The sequence below is a fragment of the Janthinobacterium salmonicoloratum genome (assembly GCF_051380845.1).
GTDB classification, from domain to species: domain Bacteria; phylum Pseudomonadota; class Gammaproteobacteria; order Burkholderiales; family Burkholderiaceae_D; genus Janthinobacterium; species Janthinobacterium lividum_F.
This window is the reverse complement of the sequence record NZ_JBNYXV010000004.1, coordinates 32,399-44,761: the sequence shown is the minus strand read 5'-3', so window position 1 is coordinate 44,761 and position 12,363 is coordinate 32,399. Positions and strand designations below refer to the sequence as shown.

The window sequence follows — 12,363 nt, the reverse complement described above, 5'->3', positions numbered from 1 at the left end:
TTAGCCAGAATGTCAAAACCCGCCGAGGCGGGTTTTTTTGTTTCTACTGCATGACTAGATGCGCGATCGCTACGCGTGGCGTTTGAAATCGCGGAAGCGGAAGCCTACTGCAAATAGCGTTGCAAAGTACGCCACGCCGCACGCGGCCACCACCAGGGCGAGCGCGCCGGCCCGCAACAGCGGATGGGCTTGCATAGCGATCCAGTCGATGCGCATGGCGCCAAAATAGGCCACGCCACCCATCACGATGAGTGCCGGTAGCAGGCGCAGGAAGAACTTGGCCCAGCCCGGTTTCGGCTGGTAGATGCCGCGCTTGCGCAAGCCCCAGTAGAGAAACGTGGCGTTCAGGCAGGCGCCCAGGCCGATCGACAGGGCCAGACCGGCCACGGCGATATACGGCACGAACAGCAGATTCATCAACTGCGTGGCGATCAGCACGCCGATGGCGATTTTCACGGGCGTGCGGATATCCTGGCGCGCATAAAACGCGGGCGCCAGGGTTTTTACCAAAATGATGCCGATCAAACCCAGGCTGTAGGCCACCAGCGGCTCTGTCGACATGGTCACGGATTCGGCCGTGAACTTGCCGTAGTGAAAGAGCGTGGCGATCAGCGGCGTGGCCAGGGTTGCCATGCCGACGGCGGCGGGCAGGGCCAGCAGGAAAGTCAGGCGCAAGCCCCAGTCCAGCAGGGCCGAGTATTCCGTCTTGTCGCCATCGACGTTTGCCTTCGACAGGCTGGGCAGCAAGATGGTGCCCAGGGCCACGCCCAGCATGGCGGTGGGAAACTCCATCAGTCGGTCCGCATACGACAGCCAGGAAATGCTGCCCTCGGCCAGACGCGACGCGATGCTGGTATTGATCATCAGGCTGATCTGCGCTGCCGAAACGGCGAACACGGCCGGCCCCATCTTTTTCAGCACGCGGCGCACGCCGCCGTCGGACAAGCCGATGGCGGGATTGATCGACAGGCGCGGCAGCATGCCGATCTTGATCAGCGCGGGAATCTGGATGGCTACTTGCAGCAGGCCGCCGGCGAACACGGCAATGGCCATGGCGTAGATCGGCTGTTTCAAGTGCGGTGCGAGGAACAGCGAGGCGGCGATGAACGACAGGTTCAGCAGCACCGGCGTAAATGCGGGAATCTTGAATTCGCGCCAGGTATTCAAAATGCCGCCGGCCAGGGCCACGAAGGACATGCAAGTAATATAAGGGAACATCAGACGCGTCATCCACACGGCCGCGTCAAAAGCACCCGGGTCCTTGGACAGGCCCGTGGCGATGGCGTAGACGAACCATGGCGCGCCGACGATGCCGATGGCGGATACGAGCAAAGTAGCCCAGACGAGGGTGGTGGCCACATGGTCGGCCAATCGCTTGCTGGCTTCCTGGCCATGCTGGTTCTTGTATTCAGACAAGATCGGCACGAAGGCTTGCGAGAAGGCACCCTCGGCAAACAGGCGGCGCAACAGGTTGGGGATGCGGAAGGCAACAATGAAGGCGTCCGTGTAGGCGCCGGCGCCAAAGGCGCGCGCGAACAGGCTTTCGCGCAATAATCCGGTTACACGGGACAGCATGGTCATGCTGGAAATGGCGGCGAGGGTTTTAAGCAAGTTCATGGGGGCAGATTATAGCCGGACGGGGTACCGTTAAACGCTTAAAATATGGTAACAAACGCTGCCGATTCGCTGCCAATTCGCCCTTGCCAGCCCCATTTTCAGGTCTTTTTGGCGTCACACACGGTTTTTTGATTTGCCCCCGCTTGAAAATATCGCTATAATCGAAGGCTGTACAGAATTCTGTTACGCAGACACTAATGTTTGACAGGCACTGGTTTGGCACACATGGTTCGGCAGACGCACAGAACGCACCGGTTGGCAAACACTAATGTTTGCAAACGCACTTTGACCCTGTTTTAGGAAATTCCATGGCAAATACCGCACAAGCGCGCAAACGCGCTCGTCAAGCAGTTAAGCAAAACGCACACAATTCGTCCCAACGTTCGACCTTGCGCACGGCTATCAAAGCTGCTCGCAAAGCGATCCAGGGCGGCGACAAGGCAGCTGCTGCTGCAATCTTCCAAGCATCCGTGTCGACCATCGACCGTATCGCTGACAAGAAGATCATCCACAAAAACAAGGCAGCTCGCCATAAGAGCCGTCTGGCAGCTGCTTTGAAAGCACTGTCCGCTTAATATTCGCCAGCAGGCAAGCCACCACGGTGGCCTTGCCTGTGCCGGTACGCTGGCACTGGTTGAAAAGCAAAAACCCGCAGATTCATTCTGGCGGGTTTTTTCGCGTTTTTTTCGTTTTCTTTTCCGTTTTTTTGCGGCCGTGTCCACGCTGGACAGCGGCCACGGCCTACCGCGCCGTCGGCAGGTTGCCGATGCTCATGCCTGGCTTGATGTTCTTTTGCTTGAACCAGCCCAGGTTCATTTCCAGCGCATAGCGCACGGGCACGGTCCTGGTCGAGCAATGGCTGTCGAGCGTGTGTGGCTGCATGTCTTCGATGTTGACGATCTTGCCGCTGGCATCGATAAAAGCCACCGACAGGGGCAGCGGCGTGTTCTTCATCCACATGCATTGCGTCGATGGGTTGCCAAAGACGAACAGCATGCCCGCATTGGCCGGCATCTTTTCACGGTACATCAAACCCTGTTCGCGCTGCTCTTCCGTGGCGGCCACTTCCGCCTGAATCAAATGCATGCCAGCCGACAGTTGCAAGCTCTTGCCTTGCGGTGTTTGCGCTTGGGCAATGCTGGTGCACGCCAGCAGGGCGATAGACAGGCTGAGATGGCGTAGGGAATTTTTCATGGGGCGGGACGGTGGCTGCGAAGCGGCGATTAAGCCATGCTGGCGGCTGCCCGGTCAAGCGTGCTGCCTGTCCGTACCGAAAGCGTGGGGTTACAGCAACATGCTTGCTGCCGTAACCCCGGGAACTGCGTTTATTTCACGGGCTTGCCTGCTTCAGCGGCTGGCTGCTTCGTCTTGTGTGCCTGGGGAATCAGGCGCGGCGCATCGGTTGCGGCCGAGGCCTTGGTCGAGGCACCGGCACGCGCCGCATCCGTGGCGGCCGAAGCGTTGACGGAGGCCGACGCCGGTGGTACCGGCTTGACGGCGTCGGTGGCGGCCGAGGCATGGCTGGCAGCCGATGCGGGTGGCGGCTTGACGGCATCGGTAGCGGCAGAAGCGTGCACCTTGGCGCCCGATTGCGCGAGTGCTGCGCCAGCGAGCAGGGAAGCGGCCAAGGCCAGTATTACTTTTGTCATCATCTTTCCTTTTCAGTCATGTTAAGGTCAGATGATTTTAATGCATTATCTAAAAATAAATAGTGCATCTTGGCAAAATTTGGCGCCCGAGTGGGTTTTTCTTGTCCAGTTCACGCTTTTCCAATGTTCTCGGCCGGCACTTCGCACCATTCGCCGGGCAGGAGGGGGTGGCTGGCCAGCGAGAACGGGCCGATGGCGCTGCGCACCAGGCGCAGGGTGGGCAGGCCGACGGCGGCTGTCATGCGCCGCACTTGCCGGTTTTTTCCTTCCTTGAGGGTGATCGCTAGCCACGAGGTGGGTTTGTCGGCACGCGCGCGGATGGGCGGGTTGCGGGGCCACAGCCAGTCCGGCTCGGCAATGCGCACGGCCTTGCACGGCTTGGTGATGAAGTCGCCCAGGTCCAGCGGCGCCTGCAGGCGCGCCAGACTGGCCGCATCGGGCACGCCGTCGACCTGCACCAGGTAGGTTTTCGCTTCCTTGCGGTCCGGGTGGCTGATCTCGTGCTGCAGGCGGCCGTCGTCCGTCAGCAGCAGCAAGCCTTCGCTGTCGGCGTCGAGCCGGCCGGCCGGGTAGATGCCGGGGATGCTGAGATGGTCGGCCAGAGTGGCGCGGCCATCCTGTGGCGAAAACTGGCACAGGACCTGGAATGGTTTATTGAAGAGGATGAGTGGCATGCTGGTAATGGAATTGATGCAAATGATGGTGGCTGCTGGTTGGCGCCGCAAAAGCGTGGCGCCCTGTAAGATACTGGTGCATAATGTGAAACGCTGGTCTTATGTCTTATAGAAGACTTGAGGCGGTGTGGCGATAAGGTTCTTTGGCGCCGCAGATGGCCCGGGTGTTCTTTCCCTGCTAAAGTGCGTTGTTGCCGCCATGTTCGGGCTTGTTTTTGTAAACTCTGCAACCGCAGAGCGCGTCGCCGGCCTGTGTTGCCCGCCAGCGGTGTGTCCCACTTCGGAGATCACGATGTATCAACATATCACTGTACCTGCTGACGGCCAAAAAATCACCGTCAACGCCGATTTTTCGCTGAATGTACCAGATAATCCCATCGTTCCCTTCATTGAAGGCGATGGCACGGGCATCGATATCAGCCCGGTCATGATCAAGGTGATCGACGCTGCCGTGGCCAAGGCCTACGGCGGCGCGCGCAAGATCAGCTGGATGGAAATCTATGCGGGCGAAAAATCGACGAATGTGTACGGCCCCGACGTGTGGCTGCCGGAAGAAACGTTGGAAGTACTGAAGGATTACGTGGTCTCCATCAAGGGCCCGCTGACCACGCCCGTCGGCGGCGGCATCCGCTCGCTGAACGTGGCCCTGCGCCAGCAGCTCGATTTATATGTCTGCCTGCGTCCCGTGCGCTATTTTACGGGCGTGCCATCGCCCGTGAAAGAGCCGGAAAAGACCGATATGGTGATTTTCCGCGAAAACTCGGAAGACATCTACGCCGGCATCGAATACCAGCAAGGCTCGGCCGAAGCCAAGAAACTGATGGATTTCCTCATCAATGAAATGGGCGTGACCAAGATACGCTTCCCGGCCACGTCCGGCCTGGGCATCAAGCCCGTCTCCATCGAAGGCACGGAGCGCCTGGTGCGCAAGGCCATCCAGTATGCGATCGACAATGACAAGCCATCCGTGACGATCGTGCACAAAGGCAACATCATGAAGTACACGGAAGGCGGCTTCCGCGACTGGGCGTATGCGCTGGCGCAAAAGGAATTCGGCGCCGAGCTGATCGATGGCGGCCCCTGGTGCAAATTCAAGAATCCGAAGACGGGCCGCGACATCATCGTCAAGGATTCCATCGCTGACGCGTTCCTGCAACAGATTTTGCTGCGTCCGGCCGAATACAGCGTCATCGCCACCCTGAATTTGAACGGCGACTATATTTCCGACGCACTGGCGGCGCAAGTGGGCGGCATCGGCATCGCGCCTGGCGCCAACCTGTCCGACTCCGTCGCCATGTTTGAAGCGACGCACGGCACGGCGCCTAAGTACGCGGGCAAGGATTACGTGAATCCCGGTTCGCTGATCCTGTCGGCGGAAATGATGCTGCGCCACATGGGCTGGCTGGAAGCGGCCGACCTGATTATTTCATCGATGCAAAAGTCGATCGCCTCGAAGCGCGTCACCTACGACTTTGCCCGCCTGATGGAAGGCGCCACGCAAGTGTCGTGCTCCGGTTTCGGCGAGGTGATGATCGAACACATGTAATAGCAGGGGCAGGGGGCGCTGCGCACCCTGCGGACGAAAAAAAACCCCGTCAGGAGACGGGGTTTTTCACATCTGAGGGCCGGCGATGCTTAGGCTGCTTGGATGTTGGAAGCTTGCTTGCCTTTAGGGCCTTGCGTGACTTCGAATTGAACTTTTTGACCTTCTTTGAGGGTCTTGAAACCGTTCATGTTGATTGCGGAGAAGTGAGCAAACAAATCTTCGCCGCCGTCATCTGGAGTGATGAAGCCAAAACCTTTGGAATCATTGAACCACTTAACTGTACCTGTTGCCATAAAAAGAACTTTCAAAATTAAAACAAATCACACGAGCCATAAAAGCAAGAAGCTTCTTGCCCCCTCCTCGACGTCTCACTTCTTATCAAGCTGTACATTACTGCAACAGTCGATACAGCCATTGTTGGCGGAATAAATAATGAAGTCAAGCGCTTTTCCATCGATATTGCCAAATTCTTCACGGCAACCAAAAAAGCAACTCTTGATTTTGACAGCAAGGTCGCCATCTGCGCACTATTAAGAAAACGCGTAAGATTGAAAACAATTGGAAAGGCGTAGATATTGCGCATGACAACCACTGTGAAAGCATTAGAATAAGCGTATGGCAACCAAGCACGACACAGAAACCCTGCTGGAGCGGCAGGTACTGAAGCCGCCACCGCTCTACCAGGTAGCCTTGCTCAATGACGACTACACCCCGATGGAATTTGTGGTGGCCATCATTCAGGAGTATTTCAACAAGGACCGTGAAACGGCGACGCAAATCATGCTCAGTGTTCATCGCTACGGCAAAGGAGTGTGCGGCGTGTTCTCTAAAGATATAGCGTGTACCAAAGTGGAGTTCGTTTTAACGCATGCGCGCAAGGCGGGGCACCCCCTGCAGTGCGTGATGGAGGAAGTATGATTGCGCAGGAATTAGAAGTAAGTTTGCACATGGCGTTTGTCGAAGCTCGGCAGGCACGGCACGAATTCATCACGGTTGAGCATTTACTGCTGGCACTGCTGGACAATCCCTCCGCTGCCGAGGTGTTGCGTGCCTGCGCGGTCAATATAGAAGACCTGCGCAAGACCCTCACCAATTTCATCGGCGATAACACGCCGACCGTGCCTGGCACGGGCGAAGTCGACACCCAGCCGACGCTTGGTTTCCAGCGCGTGATCCAGCGCGCCATCATGCACGTCCAGTCCGCCTCGAATGGCAAGAAGGAAGTCACGGGCGCCAATGTGCTGGTGGCCATCTTCGGCGAAAAGGATTCGCATGCGGTGTACTACCTGCACCAGCAGGGCGTGACGCGCCTGGACGTGGTCAATTTCATTTCGCACGGCGTGCGCAAGGACCAGTCGACGGAAAGCGCGAAAGCCTCCGAAGGCGTGGAAGAAGCGCCCGTCGATGGCCAGCCGAAGGAAAGCCCGCTCGACCAGTTCACGCAAAACCTGAACAAGGCCGCTGCCGAAGGCAAGATCGACCCGCTGATCGGCCGCGAGGAAGAAGTCGACCGCGTGATTCAGATCCTGTGCCGCCGCCGCAAGAACAACCCGCTGCTGGTCGGCGAGGCGGGCGTGGGCAAGACGGCCATCGCCGAAGGCCTCGCGTACCGCATCACGCAAAGCGATGTGCCGGAAATCCTGCAAAATGCCGTCGTGTATTCGCTGGACATGGGCGCCTTGCTGGCCGGTACCAAATACCGCGGTGACTTCGAACAGCGCCTGAAAGCCGTGCTGAAGCAATTGAAGGACAATCCGAACGGCATCCTGTTCATCGACGAGATCCACACCATCATCGGTGCCGGCTCGGCTTCGGGCGGTACCCTGGATGCGTCGAACCTGCTGAAACCGGCACTGGCCAACGGCCAGCTGAAATGCATCGGCGCGACCACGTACACGGAATTCCGCGGCGTGTTCGAAAAAGACCATGCCTTGTCGCGCCGCTTCCAGAAAGTGGACGTCAACGAGCCGACCGTCGAGCAAACCGTGCAGATCCTGCGCGGCTTGAAATCGCGCTTCGAAGAGCACCATGGCGTGAAGTACTCGGCTTCGGCCCTGTCGACGGCGGCTGAACTGGCGGCGCGCTTCATCAACGACCGCCACCTGCCCGACAAGGCGATCGACGTCATCGATGAAGCGGGCGCGGCGCAGCGCATCCTGCCGAAGTCGAAGCAAAAGAAAACCATCGGCAAGGCCGAGATCGAGGACATCATCGCGAAGATCGCCCGCATTCCGCCGCAAACGGTCAATCAGGACGACCGCAGCAAGCTGCAAACGATAGACCGCGACTTGCGCAATGTCGTGTTCGGGCAAGATCCCGCTATCGACGCGCTCGCTTCGGCCATCAAGATGGCGCGTGCCGGACTGGGCAAGACGGACAAGCCGATCGGCTCCTTCCTGTTCTCCGGTCCGACCGGTGTCGGCAAGACCGAGGTGGCGAAACAGTTGGCCTTCATCCTCGGTATCGAGCTGATCCGTTTCGACATGTCTGAATACATGGAGCGCCACGCCGTCAGCCGCTTGATCGGCGCGCCACCGGGCTACGTTGGTTTCGACCAGGGTGGTTTGTTGACGGAAGCGATCACCAAGAAGCCGCATGCGGTCTTGCTGCTCGATGAAATTGAAAAAGCCCATCCGGACATTTTCAATATCCTGCTGCAAGTGATGGATCACGGCACCTTGACGGACAACAATGGCCGCAAAGCCGATTTCCGCAACGTGATCATCATCATGACGACCAATGCGGGTGCGGAAAGCTTGCAGAAAGCCTCGATCGGTTTCACCAATTCCAAGCAGGCAGGCGACGAGATGGCCGACATCAAGCGCATGTTTACGCCGGAATTCCGCAACCGCATCGACGCGACCATCAGCTTCCGCGCGCTGGACCAGGAAATCATCCTGCGCGTGGTCGACAAGTTCCTGATGCAGCTGGAAGAGCAGTTGCACGAGAAAAAGGTCGAAGCCGTGTTTACCGAGAAGCTGCGTGCTTTCCTCGGCAAGAAAGGCTTCGATCCGCTGATGGGCGCGCGGCCGATGGCGCGTCTGATCCAGGACATGATCCGCAAGGCCCTGGCCGACGAGCTGCTGTTCGGCCGCCTGGTGACGGGCGGACGGGTCACGGTCGACCTCGACGACAAGGACCAGGTCTTGCTGGAATTCCCGGAACCGCCCGACGCGGCACCGACGGCAGCACCGGAAACGGTGGAAGTGGAATAAGAACACCGAACCAAACCTACTGCGCGTCGCGATTTGCGGCCTCCGATGCTCACTGTGCTCTTGCACAGTTCCGCTTCTCAGCCGCAACTCGCTGCCGCTCGCTACGGTTTTGTTCGGCGTTCAGAGCGTTTCTGCTCTTGTTAAGAAACTCGCCCCACGCAAGTGGCGCGGGTTTTTTTACGTTTTTGCGGGCAATAAAGAAGGTTTTCTTTGGTCCCAGTTATGCCAGAATTGTTGTCCGGTATCGACATGATGTCCATACCATTTCATCGCCCTGACCGCTATCTGGATGCCCACATGAAAATTTCCCGTACTCTTGCCTTCTTCCTGTTGTCCGCCGGCTTGCTGGGTGGCGCCGCTGCCGTCGCCGCTCCTGCTGGCAGCTACTTCCGCTTTCCGGCCGTGCGCGGCGATACCGTTGTCTTCACGGCCGAAGGAGATTTGTGGAAAAGCAGCGTGCGCGGTGGCGCGGCGCAGCGCCTGACTACGCATCCCGGCTATGAAACGAATGCGGCGATTTCGCGCGATGGCCAGTGGCTGGCGTTTTCCGCCGCCTACGAAGGGGCGCAGGAAGCGTATGTGATGCCGCTGGCCGGTGGCTTGCCGCGCCGCATTTCGTATGACAATGGCGGCGTGCTGGTCCTGGGCTGGACGGCGCAGGGCGAGGTGCTGGTCAGCACGCAAAACACGGACGGTCCCGCTTCGCGCCGCATCGTCGCCGCCATCGATCCCGTGAAACAGACGCGCCGCGTGTTTCCCGTGGCCGACGCCAACGACGCCGTGCTCGACGACACGGGCAAGACGCTGTTCTTCACGCGTTTCGGCCTGGCCATGACCAACGACAATGTGCGCAACTACCGGGGCGGCGCGCATGCCACCCTGTGGCGCTATGACCTGGGCGGCAAGGGCGAGGCCGTGCGCATGCACACGGAGCCTGCGGTGTTGGCTGGCAACAACAAGCGCCCCATGTGGTGGCAGGGTCGTGTCTACTATATTAGCGACGCGGGCGGCAGTGACAATCTGTGGAGCATGCTGCCCGACGGCTCCGACCGCCGCGCGCTGACGTTCCATACGCAGTGGGACGTGCGCAATGCCTCGCTGGGCGATGGCAAGGTCGTCTACCAGCTGGGCGCCGATTTGCATGTGCTGGACCTGAATGCGCCCGGCACGGCGGGCGCCTCGCAGCCGCTGGCCATCAGCCTCGTGTCCGATTTTGACCAGCAGCGCGCGCGCCAGATCCGTTCGCCGCTCGACACCCTGAGCAATGTGCAGCTGTCTGGCAAGGATGAGCGCATCATCCTCACCGCTCGCGGGCGCGTCAGCATCGCCGGCACGGGCAGCCTGCGCCGCGTCGATATCGCCGTTCCCGAAGGGGCAAGGGCGCGCGATGCCGTCTTTTCCAGCGACGAGAAATCCGTGTTCGCCATCGTCGACACGAGCGGCGAAAATGAAATCTGGAAGTACGCCGCCGATGGCTCCGGCAAGGGCGAGCAGTTGACGACGCAGGGCGATAATCACCGCTGGAAGCTGTACCCATCGCCGGACGGACGCTGGCTGGCGCACACGGATAAAAAAGGCCGCTTTTGGCTGCTGGACCTGGCGACCAAGGGCAACCAGCTGATCGACGATGCGGGCAAGGCGGGCGTGGACAAGCACGACGAAGTGCAATGGTCGCCCGACAGCCGCAACCTGGGCATCGTGCGCGTAGCCAGCAACGAACAGCGGGAGCAGATCGGCTTGTACAACCTCGCATCGAAACAGCTGCAATTCGTCACCAGCGACCGCTATACGTCCGGTTCACCCGTATTTTCCCCCGACGGGCGCTGGCTGTATTTCCTGTCGGCGCGCAATTTCCAGCTGGCCAACGGGTCGCCGTGGGGCGACCGCAACATGGGCCCCGTGTTCGACAAGCGCATCGGCGTGTACGCGCTGGCGCTGCAGCCGGGCAACCGTTTCCCGTTCCAGCCCGACGATGAGCTGAGCCGGCCTGGCGTCAAGCCGGCCGAGACGGACGATGAAAAGGCGGCCGAATCGGCGGCGGAAAAGGCCCTGGAGAAAGCGGGAGGCAAGGCGGCCGTGAAGAAAGCGCCGGCCAGCTTGCCGGACATCGCCTTCAAGGGTCTGGCCGAGCGCCTGTATGAAGTGCCGCTGGCGGCGGGCAATTACAGCGCGCTGGCCGCCGATGACAAGCGCCTGTATTTCCTCGAACGCGACAGTGGCGAAAACAAGTCCAGCCTGAAGACCTTGGCAATCGGCAATACCGGCTCCAAGCCGGAACTGCTGGTGGCCAATGTGCGCGAATTCGACCTGGCGCAGGATAAAAAGCATTTGTACTATCGCACGGCGGCCGCCACCGGCCCGGGCGAGATGCTGGTGATCGAGGCGGGCGCCAAGCTGCCGGCCGACCTGTCGAAGGCCAAGGTGAAGGTCGACGACTGGACGTTTGTGTCGAATCCGCGCCTGGAGTGGAAGCAGATGTTCAACGACGCCTGGCGTTTGCACCGCGACTTCCTGTACGACGCGAAGATGCGCGGCGTGAACTGGAAGGCGGCGCGCGACAAATATGCGCCGCTGGTCGAGCGGGTCACGGACCGCGCCGAACTCAATGACGTGCTGGGCATGATGGTGGCCGAAGTGGGCGCTCTGCATTCGCAGATCCGTCCCGGCGAACTGCGCCGCACGGAACAGGAAGGCACGCCGGCGGGCCTGGGCGCCGTGCTGACGCGTACCGGCGACGGCTACCTGGTCGAGCATGTCTACCGCAGCGAAGCGGAGCTGCCCTCGGCGCGCGCGCCCCTGTCGCGGCCCGACGTGGATGTGAAGGCGGGCGACGTGATCACGTCCGTCAACGGCAAGGATGTGCTGGCCGCGCGCGACATCAGCGACCTGCTGCTGAACCAGGCCGACAAACAGGTGCTGTTGCAGGTCAAGCGTGGCAATGGCAAGGGCGCGCCGCGCGCCGTCATCGTCACGCCCGTGAACATGGCGAAACAGACGGCGCTGCGTTATGGCGACTGGGAATTGAGCCGCGCCGAGCAGGTGGCCGCCGCCTCGCAAGGACGCATCGGCTACCTGCACCTGCGTGCCATGGGGCCCAATGACATCGCCTCGTTCGCGCGCGATTTTTACGCCAACATCAACCGCGAAGGCCTGATCATCGACGTGCGGCGCAATAACGGCGGCAATATCGACAGCTGGATCATCGAAAAACTGCTGCGCAAGGCCTGGGCCTACTGGGCGCCGCCGGGCGTGCAGCCGTCGTCGAACATGCAGAACACCTTCCGCGGCCACCTGATCGTGCTGGTCGATGAACTCACGTATTCGGATGGCGAGACCTTCGCCGCCGGTATCAAGGCCCTGGGCCTGGCGCCGCTGGTGGGCAAGCGCACGGCCGGCGCCGGCGTCTGGCTCAGCGACAATACGCGCCTGCTGGATAACGGCATGGCGCGCGTGGCGGAAAACGGCCAGTTCGGCATCGACGGCCAGTGGCTGATCGAAGGCGTGGGTGTGGTGCCGGATGTGGAGGTGGAGAACCCGCCGCACGCCACCTTCAATGGCGCCGACCGCCAGCTGGAAGTGGCGCTCGACATGCTGGCGAAAAAGCTCAAGGAGCAGCCGCGCCCCGCCTTCCAGGCGCAGCCGATCCCCGCGCTGAAATAGTC

The 12,363-nt window shown here is 60.2% G+C and carries 10 protein-coding genes; 5 read left to right on the top strand and 5 right to left on the bottom strand.

All coding sequences use genetic code 11. The features are described 5' to 3' along the window. Positions 1–69: 69 nt before the first annotated feature. On the bottom strand, positions 70–1,617 hold the full coding sequence (gene murJ / locus ACQ4WY_RS19805) for a murein biosynthesis integral membrane protein MurJ (RefSeq protein ID WP_436505484.1): 1,548 nt from the start codon (positions 1,615–1,617) through the stop codon (positions 70–72). Positions 1,618–1,925: 308 nt separating this feature from the next. Here murJ and rpsT point away from each other — a divergent pair, with 308 nt between their 5' ends. Then, positions 1,926–2,192 (top strand): 30S ribosomal protein S20, encoded by a 267-nt coding sequence (rpsT, locus tag ACQ4WY_RS19800; RefSeq protein ID WP_010395935.1) that lies wholly within the window; start codon positions 1,926–1,928, stop codon positions 2,190–2,192. A gap of 166 nt (positions 2,193–2,358) precedes the next feature. Here the strand turns inward: rpsT and ACQ4WY_RS19795 are convergent, their stop codons facing one another. From ACQ4WY_RS19795 to ACQ4WY_RS19785, 3 genes are all read right to left on the bottom strand, one after another. Then, positions 2,359–2,811, bottom strand: coding sequence for a DUF192 domain-containing protein (locus ACQ4WY_RS19795; protein ID WP_436505483.1), 453 nt, complete (start codon positions 2,809–2,811; stop codon positions 2,359–2,361). 131 nt (positions 2,812–2,942) lie between these two features. Further along, positions 2,943–3,266: a hypothetical protein gene (locus ACQ4WY_RS19790; RefSeq protein WP_353658370.1), complete on the bottom strand. Its 324-nt coding sequence runs from the start codon at positions 3,264–3,266 to the stop codon at positions 2,943–2,945. Between the two features lie 110 nt (positions 3,267–3,376). Next, positions 3,377–3,940, bottom strand: coding sequence for a pseudouridine synthase (locus tag ACQ4WY_RS19785; RefSeq protein WP_353658369.1), 564 nt, complete (start codon positions 3,938–3,940; stop codon positions 3,377–3,379). Positions 3,941–4,232: 292 nt separating this feature from the next. Between ACQ4WY_RS19785 and icd the strand changes: the two genes are divergently transcribed. Beyond that, positions 4,233–5,486 carry an NADP-dependent isocitrate dehydrogenase gene (icd, locus tag ACQ4WY_RS19780; RefSeq protein ID WP_353658368.1) on the top strand — a complete coding sequence of 418 codons (1,254 nt, stop codon included), beginning with the start codon at positions 4,233–4,235 and terminating at the stop codon, positions 5,484–5,486. 89 nt (positions 5,487–5,575) lie between these two features. Here icd and cspE read toward each other — a convergent pair whose 3' ends face one another. Continuing rightward, on the bottom strand, positions 5,576–5,779 hold the full coding sequence (cspE, locus tag ACQ4WY_RS19775) for a transcription antiterminator/RNA stability regulator CspE (protein WP_010395943.1): 204 nt from the start codon (positions 5,777–5,779) through the stop codon (positions 5,576–5,578). A 322-nt stretch (positions 5,780–6,101) separates the two neighbouring features. Between cspE and clpS the strand changes: the two genes are divergently transcribed. From clpS to ACQ4WY_RS19760, 3 genes are all read left to right on the top strand, one after another. After that, positions 6,102–6,404: an ATP-dependent Clp protease adapter ClpS gene (gene clpS, locus ACQ4WY_RS19770; RefSeq protein WP_034751577.1), complete on the top strand. Its 303-nt coding sequence runs from the start codon at positions 6,102–6,104 to the stop codon at positions 6,402–6,404. Continuing rightward, positions 6,401–8,701, top strand: coding sequence for an ATP-dependent Clp protease ATP-binding subunit ClpA (clpA, locus tag ACQ4WY_RS19765; RefSeq protein WP_353658366.1), 2,301 nt, complete (start codon positions 6,401–6,403; stop codon positions 8,699–8,701). Before clpS ends, clpA begins: the two co-directional genes overlap by 4 nt. A gap of 297 nt (positions 8,702–8,998) precedes the next feature. Beyond that, on the top strand, positions 8,999–12,361 hold the full coding sequence (locus ACQ4WY_RS19760; protein WP_436505482.1) for a S41 family peptidase: 3,363 nt from the start codon (positions 8,999–9,001) through the stop codon (positions 12,359–12,361). Positions 12,362–12,363: the final 2 nt, after the last annotated feature.